Annotated in this window: 19 protein-coding genes; 18 read left to right on the top strand and 1 reads right to left on the bottom strand. The window is 48.4% G+C overall.

Features of this window, described 5'->3' with window-relative positions:
• Positions 1-193 precede the first annotated feature (193 nt).
• From KHA84_RS14370 to KHA84_RS14405, 9 genes are all read left to right on the top strand, one after another.
• Entirely contained in the window at positions 194-745 is a 552-nt protein-coding gene (locus tag KHA84_RS14370) for a restriction endonuclease (RefSeq protein WP_213424211.1), read from the top strand.
• A 110-nt stretch (positions 746-855) separates the two neighbouring features.
• Complete coding sequence (locus KHA84_RS15640; RefSeq protein WP_419465611.1) at positions 856-951, top strand: putative holin-like toxin; 96 nt, start codon at positions 856-858, stop codon at positions 949-951.
• 1,092 nt (positions 952-2,043) lie between these two features.
• Positions 2,044-3,069, top strand: a complete 1,026-nt coding sequence (locus tag KHA84_RS14375) for an AEC family transporter (RefSeq protein WP_236823315.1) — start codon at positions 2,044-2,046, stop codon at positions 3,067-3,069.
• A 309-nt stretch (positions 3,070-3,378) separates the two neighbouring features.
• Complete coding sequence (locus tag KHA84_RS14380; RefSeq protein WP_272875317.1) at positions 3,379-4,923, top strand: AbgT family transporter; 1,545 nt, start codon at positions 3,379-3,381, stop codon at positions 4,921-4,923.
• Positions 4,924-4,945: 22 nt separating this feature from the next.
• Entirely contained in the window at positions 4,946-6,151 is a 1,206-nt protein-coding gene (locus KHA84_RS14385; RefSeq protein WP_213424212.1) for a metal-dependent hydrolase family protein, read from the top strand.
• A complete protein-coding gene (locus KHA84_RS14390; protein ID WP_236823316.1) occupies positions 6,117-7,316 on the top strand; it encodes a M20 metallopeptidase family protein in 1,200 nt (399 codons plus the stop codon). Before KHA84_RS14385 ends, KHA84_RS14390 begins: the two co-directional genes overlap by 35 nt.
• 94 nt (positions 7,317-7,410) lie before the next feature.
• Entirely contained in the window at positions 7,411-7,611 is a 201-nt protein-coding gene (locus KHA84_RS15445) for a helix-turn-helix domain-containing protein (RefSeq protein ID WP_236823317.1), read from the top strand.
• Between the two features lie 313 nt (positions 7,612-7,924).
• Entirely contained in the window at positions 7,925-8,449 is a 525-nt protein-coding gene (locus KHA84_RS14400; RefSeq protein ID WP_157295259.1) for a hypothetical protein, read from the top strand.
• A 48-nt stretch (positions 8,450-8,497) separates the two neighbouring features.
• Complete coding sequence (locus KHA84_RS14405) at positions 8,498-9,028, top strand: hypothetical protein (protein ID WP_213424213.1); 531 nt, start codon at positions 8,498-8,500, stop codon at positions 9,026-9,028.
• Between the two features lie 40 nt (positions 9,029-9,068).
• Here the strand turns inward: KHA84_RS14405 and KHA84_RS15545 are convergent, their stop codons facing one another.
• Positions 9,069-9,203 carry a hypothetical protein gene (locus tag KHA84_RS15545; RefSeq protein ID WP_272875318.1) on the bottom strand — a complete coding sequence of 45 codons (135 nt, stop codon included), beginning with the start codon at positions 9,201-9,203 and terminating at the stop codon, positions 9,069-9,071.
• A gap of 195 nt (positions 9,204-9,398) precedes the next feature.
• Between KHA84_RS15545 and KHA84_RS14410 the strand changes: the two genes are divergently transcribed.
• The 9 genes from KHA84_RS14410 (at position 9,399) to KHA84_RS14450 (ending at position 18,979) form a co-directional block, all read left to right on the top strand.
• Positions 9,399-10,700 (top strand): helix-turn-helix domain-containing protein, encoded by a 1,302-nt coding sequence (locus KHA84_RS14410; protein WP_213424214.1) that lies wholly within the window; start codon positions 9,399-9,401, stop codon positions 10,698-10,700.
• A 242-nt stretch (positions 10,701-10,942) separates the two neighbouring features.
• Complete coding sequence (locus KHA84_RS14415; protein WP_213424215.1) at positions 10,943-12,178, top strand: MFS transporter; 1,236 nt, start codon at positions 10,943-10,945, stop codon at positions 12,176-12,178.
• A 33-nt stretch (positions 12,179-12,211) separates the two neighbouring features.
• Positions 12,212-13,639 carry a M20 family metallopeptidase gene (locus KHA84_RS14420; RefSeq protein WP_213424216.1) on the top strand — a complete coding sequence of 476 codons (1,428 nt, stop codon included), beginning with the start codon at positions 12,212-12,214 and terminating at the stop codon, positions 13,637-13,639.
• Positions 13,640-13,718: 79 nt separating this feature from the next.
• A complete protein-coding gene (locus KHA84_RS14425; protein WP_236823318.1) occupies positions 13,719-14,720 on the top strand; it encodes a glutaminase in 1,002 nt (333 codons plus the stop codon).
• Positions 14,721-14,922: 202 nt separating this feature from the next.
• Positions 14,923-15,282 carry a hypothetical protein gene (locus tag KHA84_RS14430; protein ID WP_213424218.1) on the top strand — a complete coding sequence of 120 codons (360 nt, stop codon included), beginning with the start codon at positions 14,923-14,925 and terminating at the stop codon, positions 15,280-15,282.
• Complete coding sequence (locus KHA84_RS14435) at positions 15,282-15,566, top strand: DUF5344 family protein (protein ID WP_213424219.1); 285 nt, start codon at positions 15,282-15,284, stop codon at positions 15,564-15,566. The genes KHA84_RS14430 and KHA84_RS14435 overlap by 1 nt, the downstream gene beginning before the upstream one ends.
• A 12-nt stretch (positions 15,567-15,578) precedes the next feature.
• A complete protein-coding gene (locus KHA84_RS14440) occupies positions 15,579-17,660 on the top strand; it encodes an LXG domain-containing protein (protein ID WP_213424220.1) in 2,082 nt (693 codons plus the stop codon).
• A 41-nt stretch (positions 17,661-17,701) separates the two neighbouring features.
• Positions 17,702-18,232, top strand: a complete 531-nt coding sequence (locus KHA84_RS14445; protein WP_213424221.1) for a hypothetical protein — start codon at positions 17,702-17,704, stop codon at positions 18,230-18,232.
• A gap of 195 nt (positions 18,233-18,427) precedes the next feature.
• Positions 18,428-18,979 (top strand): hypothetical protein, encoded by a 552-nt coding sequence (locus KHA84_RS14450; RefSeq protein WP_213424222.1) that lies wholly within the window; start codon positions 18,428-18,430, stop codon positions 18,977-18,979.
• The last annotated feature ends 37 nt before the right edge of the window (positions 18,980-19,016 follow it).

Raw genomic sequence — 19,016 nt, forward strand, 5'->3', positions numbered from 1 at the left:
GTCGGGGGCTTCCCCCTGCAAGAGTAGGACGTCGCTGGGCACAAAGCCGTCTCCTAATGGAGGCGGTTTTTTATTTTATGATTTTTACCATGCTGTATTTTTGGAAAACCAGCGTTTTAAAATATAGTAGTGCATGCCCACGTTGAGACTTTTTACAAATTCACTTGAATATAAAGGAAGAAAGGAATGCGAGATGACTCGGAAAAAGAGTGACCAATTATACAATGGGCTGACCGGCCTGCTGTTTGCGGCCGGTGGCCTGACTTACATAAACACACAATCCTTTGAAGCCGCAGCTTTTATATTTTTTGGCGGTTTGATCGGTTTGTTGTTGATCTTCTTTTCGCTTGGTTTGATGAGAGAACGGAAGCTGAATGCATCCGGCATCCGCCAGGTGGATGAAATGAGCGGCAAGGAGTTCGAACAGTTCCTGAAGCTCCGTTATGAAGCAAGGGATTATAAGGTTCGCCGCACTCCGTATCAGAATGATTTTGGTGCCGATCTTGTCATGGAGCGAGATGGCCGACGGATTGTCGTGCAGGCAAAACGGTGGAAGAAGAATGTCGGCATCAAGGCTATACAAGAGATTGTTGCGGCGAAAAGTCACTACAAGGCCGATGATGCCTGGGTGGTGACCAACAGTCAGTACACAAAGGCTGCAAAAGAGCTCGCATTGAGCAATGGTGTCCGCCTTGTCGACCGGGCACAACTGATTCATATTTTATTGGAGAAGAAGGCGGGTTAATAAAACCGACAATCCAATTCAATACGAACGTATGTGTGGTATATGATTGCGTAATAGAATAGGTGACTCAAGGATGGTCGGCTATCCTCCGGTAGAGTGGAGATGGTCGTATGGCAGTCTCAGAAGGATTGGTGCTCATGGTTTCGTTCGGGGCATTGATCGTGGCGATTCTGTCGTTTCACCATAAAAAAATAATCCATCCTTGAGTTGACGGCTCATAACGGATGGATTAACTCCTTTGACGCCGACCCCGATGAAGGGAGCCTGCTATTACAGACCGCTTACTGTTCCAGCAGTATGCGGTCCTTTTACATATATGTTGCAAATCCAGAAATAAACTTACTGTCATTATAGAATGGGGAGGTGCTTTTTACAATAACCCGTTCAGTTCAGTGGTACAAAAGAAGTTTTAAACCCGCAAACAGCCTCCAAACTAACATTGATTTTGGAGGCTGTTTTTATTGATACATCGAGCTTCCTTGTCATTTTAACGTGTAAATCAGCAATGAAATCAACAGACTTACAATAGCTGTTGCAATGTGAAAAAATGGTGCTGAAATACTGTTGGAAATCACGTTGAAATGATTGTTAATTTTGATGCTAATTCGATTGCTAAAACCGTTGCTAAAACTCCTAAGGATATGAAATGAACATTTTTTGTATTTGAGTTAAAATTAGAATAAGTTGTTAAAGGGTTTACTCCTAAACCATCAGAAAAGTTAGGGAAAAATCTTAAAGTTTATTCTATGTAGAAAAAGTTAGGAGTGTATCATGAGAGTCTTATTAGAGTTAATACGAATTATCGTTATATGTGCTATTGTGGGTGGCACTTTGGTTTATTTATTAAAAAATGCATATCTAGAAATTGGTATAAATACTGGAAAATATAGTTGGATGGGTTTTTTCTCCATATTTATTCTGATTTTTGTGCTTTACAGAAACAAGTTGCAATTTAGCGGATGGTATAATGGGAAGGGTAGAAATAGACTACCAAAAAAAGTTTCTCAAAAACTTATTTTAAGTTCAATTATCCTGTTACTATTACCGCCAATTCTAAATTTATTGTTCAACTAACTGAACGGAAGTAAAATTACAATGAGCTAAGAGCTACATTCCCCAACTCATTTTTATGTGTAATTTCTAGAATACAGCAATAAAAAACACCCATATGGGTGCAAATAAAGATGTTAATGTCTTGTTAAAAACAGTGTTATTTGTGGTGCTAATTCGCCTGTTTGCACCACTCAACTGAACGGGTTATTTTTACAAGAACCCCCTTCTTTATCGGATTCTTCTCCTTGCAGATTTATGAGTACAGAGGGCATTCGGCATGGAACCCATTCACCGGTTATCCCATAGCCTACAGGATGAAGAAAGGGGGAGGGCGCCTGTCCGCTTCCGCATTTATCCTGACGATGATCCCGCTTTATCTAATGGCTGTAATCGGTTTTATTGTGAGGAAAGTGAATATTCTCAGCAGCTTTGCTAATTCCGTGATTACGCAGCTGATGCTGTACGTTACATTGCCGGCGCTGATTTTGTACTCACTAAATACAACGTTTTCTATGGAGCTGTTGGTGGAATTCGGTTGGCTCGTCGCCATGTCGGTCTTTGTCATGACGGTTTCCATTGTAGCCGGTGCTTGGCTGAGGAAGCGGGCTGCACTCCCTGATGGACAGAAGAGCGTGTATGAGAGTCTCATCGTTTTCGGCAATCAGGGATTCATCGGGTTTGCTGTGAGTTATTTGCTTATGGGTGAGCAGGGAGTGATCTACCTGACTCTGTTCAACATCTTTTACCTGGTACTCATCTGGTCCTACGGGATCTATCTGTTCACCCGGCATGAAGCGGCAGTTGATTGGCGGAGGCTGTTCCTGAATCCCGGCATTCTTGCCACGCTGATCGGATTGGTCATGTTGTTTCTCCCATTAAACTGGCCGGACATGCTGTTGAGGACGTTTGAGGACGTGGGGCAAATGACGGTTCCGTTGTCGATGATCCTGATCGGTAGTTTGCTTGCGGACACGAAGATGGCTGATTTCAGGCGATACAGCAGCAACCTTTATCTTTGGATCGCTTCCATCATGAAGTTGCTGGTACTCCCATCGACTCTGCTGGTTTTTCTATTTCTTCAAGTTCCTGACCTGCTTCTTCTCGTTGCCGTGCTGACTGCCGGCATGCCGAGCGCCACGACCACTACGGTGTATGCCCAGAAGTTTGGGGCAGACGCTGTTTTCGCCTCATATGGTGTGATTTACTCGACCATTCTTTGCATGTTGACGATTCCTTTGATGTACAGCCTCTTGCAATGGATGATCAATTAGGGATGAGTGGTTTCGTCATACGCCCGTTTCATTTCGTCATTCAACACAAAATTTTCGTCATTCGTTGCCAGAACCTGGCTGAATAGCGAAATTCGGACCGCCAATGCAGGAATATCGAATGACGAATCCAGAGTCCATCTTTGCGTGATATTCCAAGAAAGCTGGTACCCATCTTCGGGGGCCGGCTTTTTCCTGGTTTTTGTTGCTTTCCACAATCCGGCCAGAGCATCTTTGGGCCATTCCCCATATCTCTTATTGAATAGTTGAGTTAATATTTAAACAATTCATCTATCAAGGGGGATAGTTGCTATGACTAAACTTGCAGGCGTAGAAGAACTCCGCCAGCCGAAAAAACCGAGCTTTTTCCAGAGAATGCTGAATGGGGTGGAGAAGGCAGGTAACAAGTTGCCTGATCCTGTCACGCTTTTTGCCATCTTTACTGTTTTGATCCTTATTGCCTCTGCTATTTTCGCAGTACTGGGTACTTCCGCAGTCCATCCGGGCACTGGTGAGACAATTAAGGTCGTGAACCTGCTGAATGCAGAAGGAATCAGAAGCATTGTCACCACGCTCGTCCCGAACTTTACCGGATTCCCGCCGCTCGGACTGGTTCTCGTCGTCATGCTTGGGGTCGGTCTCGCGGAGTCTACTGGTCTGGTGACAACGTTTATGAAGACGACGATCCTGAACGCGCCGGTGAAAATCATCTTGCCGACGATTCTGCTGATTGCGGTTCTCGGTAACACAGCTGCTGATGCGGCTCAGGTTGTCCTTCCTCCGATTGCGGCTATGATCTTTGCTGCGCTCGGCCGTAACCCGATTGCGGGACTTGTCGCTGGCTATGCAACTGTTACGGGTGCATTTAGTGCCAACCTAATTGTCTCCATGCTGGATCCTCTGATCTTTGGTTTTACACAGTCGAGTGCGCAGATGATCGATCCGTCTTACGTCGGGAACCCGGCCATTAACTGGTATTTCCTGATTGCGTCGACGTTTGTCCTTATTCCGGTTGCTGCCTTTGTTACGACCAAAATTGTCGAGCCGAGGCTAGGGACCTTTCAAGGTGAGGTAGAAAAGCTCGAAAAGACCACTCCTGAAGAAAAACGTGGCCTGCTCTGGGCTGGAATTACCCTTGCAGCTTACTCTGCACTCATTCTTTGGCTCGTTGTTCCGGATAACGCCATTCTGCGCGATCCTGAAACGAACGGAGTCATCGTTTCACCGTTCATGACAGGGATTGTTCCGATTATGCTATTCGGCTTCCTTCTTCCTGCACTCGCCTATGGTTTTGCCTCCGGTTCACTGAAGAACGATAAAGATGTGGCCGAACATCTGGGCAAGGCCATGGCCGGAATGGGCGGGTATATCGTGCTTGCGTTTGTAGCTGCCCAGATGATTTCATTTTTCGGAATGAGCAATCTGGGTCCTATTATCGCCATTAAGGGAGCTGCATTCCTGCAAGGAATCGGCTTCGAAGGATTGTCGCTCTTCCTCGGCTTCATTGTTATTGCAGCGTTGATCAACCTGCTGATTGCAAGTGCCTCGGCGAAGTGGGCGTTGCTTGCTCCGGTGTTTGTCCCTATGTTCATGCTCATGGGCTATGACCCGGCCGTGACACAGGTTGCCTATAGGGTGGCTGACTCGATCACAAACCCGATTACACCGATGCTAGCTTACTTTGCTATTCTCTTGACGTTCGCTAAGAAATACGACAAAAACATCGGAATCGGAACACTGATTGCGACGCTTCTGCCGTACTCTATCGCATTTGCAATCTTCTGGGTTATCCTGTTCTCGATCTGGTTCCTGCTCGGCTTACCGCTTGGACCAGGCGGCGGAATCATGCTGCCATAACATCTTCTAAGGGGGCTTTTGAATGGTATTAAAAATACAGAACGTTACTTTGTATACTGGTAATGGGGAAAAACAGTTAAACACTTCGATCGCAGTTGAGGGAAAGGTGATTCTGGCTGCCGGTGACGAGGCAGACCGCCTGCAGACTGATACCGTTATCGACGGAACAGGTAAGACCGTCATTCCGGGCCTGTTCGATATGCACGTCCATCTTGGGATGGACGGAGTGGGTGACCCATTTGCACAGGTGGCCGGCGACACGCCTGCGCTGTCGGCATATCGCCATCATTTAAATGCCCAAAAGCAGCTGAAATCGGGTGTTACAAGTGTCCGGAACCTTGGCTCCAAATGGCATATCGACCTGGATTACCGAAACTCAATCGCGGATGATATGATGGCAGGCCCAAATGTATATGGATCCGGACAAGCCATCGTGATGACTGGCGGTCACGGATACCCGTTCTCCACTGAAGCGGATGGAGAGGACGGCGTCAGAAAAGCGGCCAGGGATACGCTTAAGGCCGGAGCGGATGTCATCAAGCTGATGGCAACGGGTGGCGTGATGACCCCGGGAGTTGACCCGGGATCCCCACAATTATCGGAAAAGGAAATGAGGGCTGCCGTCGAGGAGGCACTACATGCCGGCAAGACTTCCGCGGCACATGCACAAGGAACGGCAGGCATTCAAAATGCAGTACGGGCCGAGATCACCACGATTGAACACGGGATTTTCCTCGATGACGAAACGATAGAACTTATGATCAAACACAATACGGTACTCGTGCCGACGCTTGCCGCGCCTTATTACATCGTCCAGCATGGAGAGTCTGGTGGTATTCCGGCACATGCCGTCAAAAAAGCAGTTGATTGCTTTAAAATCCATCAGGAAAGCTTCAAAAAAGCGCTCGCCGCAGGAGTTCGGATTGCAGCAGGCACCGATGCCGGAACACCATTCAATGTGCACGGAGACTTTGCAAAAGAGCTGGAACTGATGCACGAGTATGGCATGGAAGTGAAGGACATCATAAATGCTGCGACTCTGCAGGCAGCAAAAACGCTGACCGTCGATCAAACGGTCGGATCGCTTGAAAAAGGAAAAGTAGCAGACTTTGTCATTCTTAACGAAGACCCTGAATCCGATATCAGTGCGTTCCGCAAAATCCATTCCGTATACAAAGAGGGAGAGTGTGTTCATGAGTCCGCAAACAAACTTGAAGCCGTCGTTTGATGAAGATCTCCAGTCATGTCTGGCAACTCTCGAGAGCCTGTCGTCTGAAATGACGGAAATCAGAAGGCACCTGCACCAACACCCGGAACTGTCCTACAAGGAAGTGGAGACTCCAAAGCTGATTGCTGAATATTACCGGAAACTCGGATTGGGTGTCCGGACAGAAGTCGGCGGGCGGGGGGTTGTGGCCACATTCCGTGTGCCAGATCCCGTCAAGACCATCGCTTTCAGGGCCGACTTTGATGCACTTCCGATTCAGGACGAAAAAGTTGTCCCATACAAGTCAAAGATCCCGGGAGTGTCCCATGCCTGCGGACATGACGGGCATACTGCGGCACTTCTCGGATTTGCAAAAAGCCTGGTCGAGAACAAGGATCGAATCCGCCACGACGTGGTTCTGATCCATCAATTCGGCGAAGAGCTTTATCCGGGGGGCGCGATGGCGATGATCAAAGACGGCTGCCTTGAAGGTGTGGATGCGATTTACGGCTGCCACCTTCAGAGCATGATGCCGTCCGGCAGGATGTATTACCGGGAAGGCTATATCCAGGCTGCGGTGGATACATTCAGAATCGCAGTTAATGGAAAAGGCGGTTACGGGGCGGGTCCGCATGAAGCAGTCGACCCGATCGTTGTGGCTTCCCATATCGTGACGGCCCTGCAGACGATTGTCAGCCGGAGCACAGATCCTCTGGAGCAACTGGTCGTATCTGTCGGATCCATCCATGCAGGGGATGCCAACAATGTGATTCCCGGTGAGGCGGTGCTGACTGGAACAATTCGCTCCTATGCTCCGGAAACCAGGAAAATGGCTCGGGAGAAGCTCATAAAAATTGCTTCCAGCGTTGCGGATGCTTTGGACGCCCGTGCTGAGGTCGAACTGGAAAGCGGATATGATGCGCTGTGGAACCATCCCGAAGAAACGAAGGTTGTGAAAAAAGCCATGTTGACTCTCTTCTCGGAGGAGGATGTATTGGAAACGCCGCCGGTAATGCCGGGAGAGGACTTTTCCTACTACACACAACATGTTCCCGGTTCCTTCTTTTTCGCGGGGGCCCGTCCCGAAGGGGAAGCATATCCTCACCACCATGCAAAATTCGACTTTGATGAATCGGCTATGCTGAATACGGCAAAAACATTTTTGGCAATCCTGCATAAATACTGAAGCGTTTTTCAAAAGGCACCCTGTCCAGGGTGTCTTTTTTATTTTGAGAAACACTCAATTTAAATATTCCATCTGTTTGGAGCTTGTAAAGACATTGCAAGCTTACTGCAGGAATCTGCAACGTCCTGGCCATGCTGCAAAAGAGCTTCATATCCATACGAATACCCTCCAGTACAGGATCAAGCAAATCTCACGTCTATTGGATGCCGATCTGGCTGATCCTGAAATCCTTCTGAATTTACAGCTCGCCTGCCGGCTTGCCGGAGATAATAATATTACAATTGATAATCAGTGACTGAAGCAAGCCGTTGCACAAGCAACGGCTTGTTTCATTTGAACACTATTGGGCAAGCACTTTTGTGAGGTATAGATCTTCTATCCCGAGACATTGTCCTCATTCTTCCAGACATTTGCTTTGGTTAGAATTCCAAAACTATTCTTCCTTGGGATATTGCTTGTAGAAAAAAATAAACCGAAAGGCGTAAGATATGGAGTGAGGCTTTATTCTCATCCTTCTTGCACTTTTGCTTTGGTATGATAGAACAGCAGCAATTATTTTGAAAGTGAATAAAGATATTTTCAAATCCTACTTTATGGAGGGTGTTAAAATGAAAAAAATCCGTCTAAGTATGATGATGATTGTCTTACTGATCATGTCATTAGCGGCATGTAATTCATCCGCTTCAGATCAAATGAGTTTAGATAAAGAGTTTGAAAAATACCGTGCAGAAGTGATTGAACCTTTAAATGACCGGGCTATCAAAACGGCAGAAATGGGCGGTCGATATACCATGTTGCTCGAAGAGACGGAAGAAGCATATAACTATATCAATGATGAATTGATTCCATATGCAACAGAAACTAGGGACTTGGCTTTGGAAGCACAGGATGGGCTGGTTAATCCGGAGATTCAAGAGTTAAATGAAATCTTGATTGAAAACCTGGAGCTGACACTAAAATCGTTTGCGAAGACAGCAGCCATGACTGAAATGAATATTCCACCAATCGAGGACGAGAAGGCTGCTTACGAAAAAACAGAAAAAATCTATGCTGAGCTCATGGAGTTACAAGAAGAGATCGATCGTACATCAGCTGAATATGAAAAGCGGGTAGATGCGTTAGCGGAAGAATAAAGGTTCTCAATAAAAGATAAGTCCAATGTTGGAGTGAGGTAGTATGAAATGAACCGAAGAAGCTTTTTGCTCAGTTTGCTCATGATGGCTTTAATGTTCCTTGCCGCCTGCAGCAGTTCCGGAACTAGCTCCGGCTTGAATCCCGCTGAAGAGTTCGATCAATATCGGACGGAAGGGATCGAGCCGCTCCATGAGCGATCTTTGGAACTCGCTGAAATGGGTGGCCATCTTAACGCCATGATTCCTGAGCCGGAAAAGGCCCGTGACTATATCACCGACGAGATGATTCCCCATATTGAAGAAACACAGGGGTTGGCCGAAGAACTGCAGGACGGCCTGATCAACGAGGAAATTAAAGAAGTGAATCAGGTTACGATTGATCAACTGGATCTGATGATTGATTCGTTCAATAAGCAATCGGAGTTCCTTGAACTGCACATCCCGCCGGTCAGCGATGAATCATATGAGGAGTCCAAAGCGGTCTATGCAGAGATCATGCAGCTGCAGGAGCAGATTGATACGAATACCACAGAATACAATACCAAAGTGGACGATTTGGAACAGAAATACGGGAAATGATTTGCGACAAGAGCCGGTGCCCGGGGCATCGGCTCTTGTCTTAGAAGTGGTGGACCATTTTGCTGACGACATAGATGAATGCCGCAGCAATGCCGATCAGGTACAGGCTGCCGAGCAGGAAAAAGAGAAGGTCGACAAAGCTGGACTGTGTCTGTCTGGATGTCACTCCGATCATGGTGCTGGGTGCCTCCCGTCATTTAGGATAATTGGTTGAAGGACGTATCAAAGTCCTAAGGGGTTGGATCGCTTGCAGTCACCGGAATGACAGGATGTCAACTTACACGGGAAGCGGCGGAGCGGCCGGGAAGGGTATGTTATACTTTTCTTACATCATACGAGAGCAGCCAGGGCAGAAGGTAGGAATCCAATCATGTTTCGAATCGGTGTGGTCGGCCCGGCTCCGTCAGTTGAGCGGATCATCGGGGTCACCAAGGAAATTGAACAGGAGATTGAACTCATCCCGCATCCCTATGAAGAGGTGAGGGAAGTGGCGGATATCGTGAGCCGGCACGACAGGCAGGTGGATTACTGGCTGATGTCGGGATTCATCCCCTATCAGGCGGCCAAAAAAATCCTGCCTTCCGATGATAAGCTGGTTTACATCTATTCGACGGAAACCAGCATCTACAAGAGTTTCATGGAACTCGTGTACACTCAAGGCGAATTGTTGGAGCGCATCAGCATCGACATGATCCCCGCCACGAATATCGGAGAAGGCGAGAGCCTGGAAACACTGAAAAATACAATCCATCAGCTGTTTGTGAAGACCATTGAAGCTGAGACTGAGTCCATAGAGTTGCTTGAGTTCCATATGAATTTATGGAAAGAAGGAAAGGTGGATGGCGTGCTGACCTGCTATCCGGCAGTTCGCGATGCGCTGTCCCGCGAAGGCGTTCCGGTGGGGCTGATGTCTCCGACCCGCATTGAAATCTTTCATACCCTAAGAATTTTCTTGGAGAAAGTAAAGTCTTCCTATTATAAAGATACTCAGATCGGCATTGAGAAAATTGAGATCAAGGACTTTGATCTGCTGAAAGAGAAAATGGAAAGAACCTATCAAGTGCAGTATCTGGAACTCCGCCTCAAGGAAACGCTGCTCCAGCTGTGCGAGAAAATTGATGGAACGCTTGTCGATGAAGGGGGAGGCAGGTACTCCATTTTCAGTTCCCGCGGCGCCATCGAACGGGAGCTTCAGGCTTTAAGGGACAAAGCCCGTTATTTGGCGCTGGAAGCGGATACCCCTGTCTCTGTCGGAATCGGCTTTGGCACAACGGTGCTATCGGCGGAAATCCATGCCCACCGGGCGCTTCAGAAGTCAAAGCAGGATTCCGGGCAGCCGATTGTCATCATACAGGATGATGGAACCATCATTGAATCGGCAGGTGAACAAGAAGAGCTGACCTACTCCTACCGGACAGCCGATCAGGAAGTTATGGATAAACTCAAGGAAGGAACGATCAGCGTCAAATCCTATAAAAAGGTGGATGCCCTCGTCCAGAAAATGGGATGGAAGCAGTTTACCACCAAGGATTTGGCTGCTCATCTGCAGATGAGCGAACGGAATGCCCAGCGCATTGTCGCAGAACTGTGCGAAGCCGGATTGGCCGAAAACATTGGCGAAGAAGCCCAGCACACACGCGGGAGGCCGGTTAAACTTTACAGGTTAATTTAGCGCACTTTAAAGCATCCTGATCAGGGTGCTTTTTTCGTTGAAAAAAATATTGAACTATAGCCTAAACTATTATAGACTTATAAACGAAAGTTTCGTTATATGTTCGTTAAACAAAAAAACCTCTCCTTATTGAAAACGCTTCAATGTTGTTGGATAACATGGAAGCGTTTCATCAAGCACGATGAATATGCGTTCAACGACGAAACCACACATCCACACCTAAGAGACTAGGAGTTGAGAGCATGCTGCCCAAACGCGAACGAAACACCATTCTGATCCTGCTTTTCCTCGGCTGGTGCCTGGGCAATCTGGATCGGTACATCATGAACTATGCCGTCCTTCAGATCACGGAAGATCTAAGCCTGAGCGCTTCATCAACCGGGATCATTCTCAGCAGCTTCTTCCTCGGCTATGCCATTATGCAGATGCCGGGCGGCTTGCTGGCTGACAAGTTTGGAGCAAGGAAAGTCCTGCTTGCATCCGTGATTCTCTGGTCAATCTTCACTGGGCTCACGGGAGCGGCCTGGTCGCTTGCTTCCATGGTTCTCATCCGGTTCCTGTTCGGAATCGGAGAAGGTGGATTCCAGCCGTCCAGCTCCAAGATCATTTCGACTACATTCCCTGTAGCGGAACGGGGCAGAGCCATGTCGCTCATGCTGTCTTCCGGTGGGATTGTCGCGCTGATCGTACCGGTTTTGTCGGCATTTCTGCTGACTGCCATCGGCTGGCGGACGACATTTATCATTTTCGGTGCCATGGGATTTGTCATCGCCTTTCTTTATTGGAAGTTTGTCAGATTGCCTGAAGACAACCCTGAAGAAAAACTCGCCCGTGCTGCCAATCCGGCGGAAAAGGGATTGGTCGCTTCACTCATGAAGACGCCGATGATCTGGAATATGGTAATCGCCTACTTCTGCATCTATGCCGTGAACTGGGGCTTGGCTACCTGGATTCCATCTTACCTCGTGCAAGACCGTGGCCTCGACCTGGTGTCGATCGGCTGGGTACAGACGATCCCTGGGGTCACGATGCTTCTCGGTGTTTTCCTGAGCGGCTATGTGATTGATAAACTGCCGCAGGGACGGGAGAAAATTGTCGCTGCCGTCTCGTGTGCGATGATCGGACTGATGCTTTACCTGATGTTCACCGCGCCAAGTGTCACGGCGTTCATCACTTACCAGACGATCGTCAACCTCTTTATCGCATTTGTCATCACGGTCCTGCCGGTCATTATTCTGAAGCAGTTGCCGACATCGGTTACCGGAACGGCAATGGGTATTGCCAACACCGGCGGTCAGCTGGCCGGATTTGCGACACCGATGGCCATCGGATTCGTTGTGGATGCATTTGACGGTTCGTTCAATGCGGCATTTTGGATGCTGATCACCTTCGCACTGATCTGCATCGTAGCCATCCTCACCATGCGCAACAAAGGGGAATTGTTCGACCGGGCGAAAACGGAAGCAGCCGCTTCCTGATCCGGGAAGAACATTTTAAAGGAGGCACTTCAAATGGGAGTTCAAAAAACCATCTCATCGCTGATTGAAGAAAAACGGGATTTGTTTATCAATCTGAGTGACCGGGTCTGGGAGACGCCGGAACTGTACTTTGCCGAACGGGAGTCATCTGAAGCCCTTGCATCCGCGCTGGAAAATGAGGGATTTGATGTTGAACGGAAAGTGGCAGGCCTGGACACCGGGTTTGTTGCAAGCTTCGGCAGCGGAAAACCGGTGATCGCCGTCCTGGGAGAATTTGATGCTCTCGCCGGTCTCAGCCAGAAAAAGGGCCTGACGGAACATGCCCCTGTGAATGACGGAGGGAACGGCCACGGATGCGGACATAACCTTCTCGGCACAGGATCACTGGCCGCTGCAGTCGCAGTCAAAGAATATATGCAGGAGACCGGGTTGAAAGGGACGATCCGCTATTACGGCTGTCCCGCGGAGGAAAACGGATCGGGCAAGGCGTATATGGTCCGCGAAGGATTGTTTGAAGATGTCGATCTCGCCTTTTCCTGGCACCCGATGACGAAACCGAGCATCTGGCATGTCAGCACACTCGCCAACTACTCCGTCAGGTTCAGATTCAAAGGCAAGAGCGCGCATGCCGCGGCCGCTCCCCATCTTGGGCGGAGCGCATTGGATGCTGTAGAACTGATGAACGTCGGTGTCAATTACTTGAGGGAACACATGATTCCTGAAGCCCGCATCCATTATGCGATCACGGATACCGGAGGTCATTCGCCGAACGTCGTCCAATCCCATGCGGAAGTGCTTTACCTGATCCGGGCACCGAGAAAAAAGGCGGTTCAAGAACTGACAGAACGCGTCCACAACATCGCTGAGGGGGCAGCGCTCATGACCGGCACATCGGTGGAGGCAGTGTTTGAAGGAGCTGCCTCAGACTTGGTGCCGAACACCGTCCTTGCGGAAACCATGTATAAACACTTGGCCGCAATCGGTATCCCGGCCTACGACGAACAGGATTACCGTTTCGCAGAAGGGATCCAGGCCACGCTATCGGAGGAAGATATCGAAGCAGACCTGGCCGGCCTGGACCGGGAAACAGCCAAAATGATGAAAGGCCGGGCCATCGCAGACCTTCTTCCGCCGTTCGCGGAAGAAGTTGCGCTGTCCGGATCGACCGATGTCGGAGATGTCAGCTGGGTAGTGCCGACGATGCAGTGCCTCACCGCCTGCTTCGCATTAGGAACTCCGCTCCACACCTGGCAGGTCGTCTCGCAGGGGGCAATGCCGATCGCCCATAAAGGGATGCTCCAGGCAGCCAAAGTGATCGCCTGCACAGCAGTCGATGCAATGGAAAACCCGGCGATCATCGAGAGGGCGACCGCCGAATGGAAAGAACGTCTGGACGGAGAAGCATATCTCTCTTTGATCCCTGAAGATAAAACACCACCTAGACAATGGGATAGGACGTAATCAATCACGGTAAGAAATGATGAGAACACGATTTTCATCATTTCTTTTGCCAACACAGAAAGGAGAGACCGGCATGTCCATGGTAAAAGAAACCTTTCCGGCCAATCAAGAAACAACGCACGAACTGCAGCGCTATGCGGCCCAGCTGGACAAATGGGTGGAGCATGATCGTTTCTTTACGGCGGAAGGCAAGTGCGCCTCTTATATTCCCGCCCTCGCAAAAGCCGACCCTTCACAACTGGGAGTGGTCATGGTGGGACCGGATGGAATGGTCCTCCAGTCCGGAGATTGCGGGGAGCGCTTTACACTTCAAAGCATTTCAAAAGTCATCAGCTTCATGGCGGCCTGCATCGACTTTGGTACGCCTTATGTCTTGGACCGGGTGGACGTCGAACCGACCGGTGACGCATTCAACTCAATCATCCGGCTGGAAGTCCATAAGCCAGGCAAACCATTTAACCCGATGATCAACGCGGGAGCCTTGACTGTGGCTTCCCTGCTCGGCGACCGGACCCCTCAAGAAAAAGTGGAGTCGTTCATGACTTTGATCAGCAGAATGACGGGAACACGTCCCACGATCAACGAGGAAGTATTCCAGTCGGAATGGCAAACCGCGCACCGCAACCGGGCCCTCGCTTATTATCTTCAGGAAAACGGTTTTCTGGAATGCTCGGTTGACGAGGCGCTGGAAGTTTATTTGAAACAGTGCTCAATCGATGTCACTGCGACGGACATTGCGATGATCGGTCTTGTGCTGGCCCATGACGGATACCATCCGATCCTCAAGGAACAGATCTTCCCGGTGGAAATCGCGAAAATTACCAAAGCGATCATGGTGACGTGCGGAATGTATGACGCCTCCGGTAAATTCGCCGCTTTTGTCGGCCTGCCGGCTAAAAGCGGTGTCTCAGGCGGCATCATGGCCTCTGTTCCTTCGCATGCCGGATCCCCAGATTCGCCATTCCCGAACGGCTGCGGAATCGGCATCTACGGGCCGGCCATCAACGAAGTCGGAAACAGCGTGGCCGGAAGCATGCTGCTAAAACAAATTGCGCAAGAATGGAAAATGAGTATTTTCTGATTAAGCCGAAACTATAGGGTATCTTGAACGTATCCAGAGAGAAAGGAAAACAGTTTCCTTTCTCTCTTTTTTATATGGGTTACCAACCTGGACCTGCCAAATTGATGAGGGTCTTTAAGCACCTGCCGTTATTCCTATATTTCCAGTCTTTCCAATTTGCTATGATAAAAGTAACTTTGATTAGAAAAGGAGATTTCGTCCGATGGCCTTGTTAGCTGCTTTGATCGCACAACTCCAACTGAAGAAAGAACAGTTGAGAAGACTGACTGTCTGTGCGGTGAATCTGGGTAATTTGGACGGAGACTTCTCGCAAAACAGAAGTCTTTTGGAGGAGCCGGAGCTAACGGCAAAAACATGGAAAGGAATGCTTTCGGATAAGTTTCTTGAATATCGTGACGTAATGGCTGTGCAATACGACGATATTTCCAGTGTCCAGCTCACCCTTTCCAGACAGATGCTCAGTGAAAAGATTGCCCAAATCAAACTGGAAATCATGGCGCTTGAAGCCAGCATCGCAGCGGAGCGGACAAGGCTGGCTGCTATTCGTGCAGGAAAGGACTGATGTCATTGACTAATCAGATCAAGGTCGAATTTGAAACCGTCAGGCAGTCGGTTTCAAACATGGAAAGCATGACCGAATCTCTGGACCCCGCTCTTCCCAAGGATCTTGCGGGAGACAATGTGCTGGATCTTATTGAGAAGATCAACCAGCTCAACCTTATCCTTGAACAGCAGGGGGAGGAATTCAAGAGGATCCTGAGGCTTAATCACGAGTCGGTCAGGGAATCAGCGGATATGCTTGATGAAACAGATCATCAGCTGTCCATTTCAATGGATGCGAATTAAGGGGGTGAAGACATGAAAACGCTGGAGGTAAGCTCGCTGCTGGAAGGAATCGATGCGGTTGTCCGACAGATCGAGTCTCAGACGGCACAATTAAAGGAGCTTGAAAGAGCGGTTGCGTCATTCACCGATCTCGGAGATTCGTTCACGGGAGAAGGCGGGAACGCCATACGCCGTTTTTATCGGGAATGGCATCTTCCTCTGATTGCCTACAGGTCACTGACACTGGAAAAGTATGAAGGACTTTTGCAAAACCTGAAACAGGCGACATCAGCCCTTGAGCCTGCCCATGACGGATATATTCTGGAATCGTTTCTTGAGGGGCCGCTGATGAATGGAGTAACAAAGTCGGAAAGTGTAACGGCAGCTCTGGTCGACGAAGGGAACAGCTACATGGATGCGGTGAGCGACATCATCAGCTTGCCGAGGCTAAAGGACGATGCATTTCGGGAGGGTGTCCGTGACGCAAAACGGCATATCCTTCAAACCAGCCAAGATCTAAATACATATAATCATAGCCAGACCGGGGAACTGTCCGCACTTGACGCTGATTTAGATCTGATGGACGGCTACTTGAAAGACTTGTCCGGTATCTTTGGAGATTCGTCATTCCGGATTGAGACATATGATCTCCAGGTTCAGGATTTCAGCGGATATCAAAAGCTGCGCGTAAATCTGGCGATGGAGCACTTCAAGGAGTTCTCCGTTAGATTTTCAATGTTCTTCTCAAGTTTCTGGGCGATATTTGGCCCACACCTCATCCAGAGCGGAAAATCCGATGAATTCGTTTATGAGATGCTCCGTGGTTACGAGCGACGTTATGAAGAGCTAGAAAGGATAATTGAGTCTGATTTGGAATCCCGGGGGGAGGAGTTTATCCGAGGTCCTCACCAGGTGGCACGAGGGAAAGAGATCGACCTGGCCGCTATTGATGCAATGGACGGTATTTCAATTGAAACATACAATTTGAGGGGCGTTCCCCTGCACTATGCCATCATTAATGAAAAGTTGGTCATATTTAGGGATAATCCGAACCTTTGGTACTCGATTCAGAATGCAGAAGTCACGCTACTCGAGGAAGCTATGGCAACCACCGCGAAAAACGTTGCTATGGAAGCTGGGGATAGGTTTCTCGGCAAGTTAGGCAGTAAACTGCCTGGCTCAACTACAGTCACAGGGAAAATTGAGGGGTCTCCGGAAATTCCATTCACAGGGAAAAAGTCAGGAGAAATCGTCAAAGAAGAGATTTCAGAAAACATCCAGAAGAAGATCCCGCTTTGGGGTGAAATCATTTCTGCCGATGTTCCTAAAGCGGGAACCAAACAGGTCATTGTTTATCTGTCCGGTGATGGTGTCCAGTATGATCGCCGGGTGAGCATGACACTTGGAAAGGACGGGGTACTCTCCATCAAGGAGTGGTATACCGGTGAGCTGAACACTCTTAAGCAAAAAGATCACGATGAAGTTACTTTCAGCGATCTCTGGAACTGGACACAGAATAATACAGACCCGAACTTCAGTAAAGATTCGCCGGAAGAAGCGAAACAGGCAGTGAATGATTTTGCGCTCAAGGGAAATCAGCCGGAAGGATCTGTGAAGGGAATGGGCTTGGACCTCAACAAACTTGAATTTACAGATGGAGTGGATATCAACACAACAACGGTAAACGAAGTCCCAATCAATTACAGTGTGGTCGGTCAGGAACTCGTGATATTCCCGGATAATCCCGATGTTCATTACTCAATTCAAAACGTAGAGCACGGCAAACTCAATGAGGTGCTCGGAAGTCTTGCCAAGCGGACGCTGGAGAGTGCCGTCGATGAGCAAATCGGGAGTGGCATCGGAAAAATCAAGGGTATGGACGGTTTTGACGAGTATCTGAAACGGCTGCCTGGACAGGACACGTCTGAAGTGATCAAAAGCTCAGCCTCTCAGTTTGCGCAAAACCAGATTCCCGGATGGGAAAAAATCAAAAGTGCACCAGGTCCGTCAGCAGGTGAAAAGGAAGTTCTCCTGACCATCAGCGAAGACGGTAAAAAACCGTCGGGCGTCAAACTGTTCCGGCTCAATACGGACGGAACCATCACACTGTATTAAGATATACAGGATGAAATCGCCGAAGTTTAGGAGTGAAAGTAATGAAACGATTTTTATCGAAGTTGTTCCTGGTGGGTCTGTTGGCTGTATTCCTTGCTGCCTGCAACAGCGGCAACGGAGTGGAATCAAAAAACATAAGTGTTGATAAAGAATTTGAGAATTACAGAAAAGCAGTTATTGAACCACTGGAAGAACGTTCCTTCGAGTATGCGGAAATGTTCAACCACTATGCATCCATCATTGAACAAACCGAGGAAGCCCATAGCTATCTGGAAGAAGAAGTGATTCCTTTCTCAGAAGAATCCAGAAAAATCGCTTCTGATGCCCACGATGGACTGGTGAATGAAGAAATACGGGAACTGAACGAGACCACTATTGAGTATTTGGATCTGACGGTTGATTCCCTTCAAAAGTCTGCGGACTTGCTGGCATATGATCTTGATACAGTGACAGAAGAAACATACCAAAAAGCTGTCAAGTTACATGAGGAGAACATGGAACTGCAGGAAAAAATAGAACGAACCGGCGTGGAAATGGACCGGCAAATCGATGCACTCGCCAATGAACAATGAATCGGGCCGTATGTCGGCACTGCAATTTCAAGAACGGTGAACTGGAGGATTGCGGTGGTCCGGGAATTGCAGCAAAGAAAAGATTCCGTTATCTCCGAAACTATGGTTCTTAATGTGAAGGTCTGTGTTAAAAGGGGAATATCCTCCTTGAAAGGTGTTAGATTGAGAAGGAATAGTGTAGAGGGTGGGTTGAGTATGAACAAGCAAGCATTATTTCTGAAATTCACCTTCATGGCTATATTGGCATGTATACTCGTCGCCTGCAACAACGTAAACGGAGCAGAATCACAGAATATCAGTGTGGAAAAAGAATTTGAAGAATATCGGAAGAACGTTTTTGAGCCTCTGGATGAGCGATCATTTAAGATTGCAGAAATGCTCAATCACTATACATCCATCATCGAACAACCCGAGGAAGCCCACCGCTATATGGAGGAAGAAGTGATTCCCTTTATGGAAGAATCCCGAAAAATTGCTTCTGATGCCCATGATGGACTAGTAAATGAAGAGATTAGGGAACTGAACGATACCACGATCGAGTACTTGAATCTGACGCTCGATTCCCTTCATAAGAGCGCTGAGTTATCGGCAATCGATGTTGATACGGCGAATGTTGATACAGTGACTGAAGAAACTTACCAAAAGGCTGTTAAGATCCATGAGGAGAACATGGAGCTGCAGGAAAAAATAGAACGAACCGGCGTGGAAATGGACCGGCAAATCGATGCACTCGTCAATGAACAATGAACCGGGCCGTATGGCGGCACCGCGAGTAAGAGATCGG

Origin of the sequence: Bhargavaea massiliensis (assembly GCF_018390575.1) — a bacterium.
Lineage (GTDB): Bacteria > Bacillota > Bacilli > Bacillales_A > Planococcaceae > Bhargavaea > Bhargavaea massiliensis.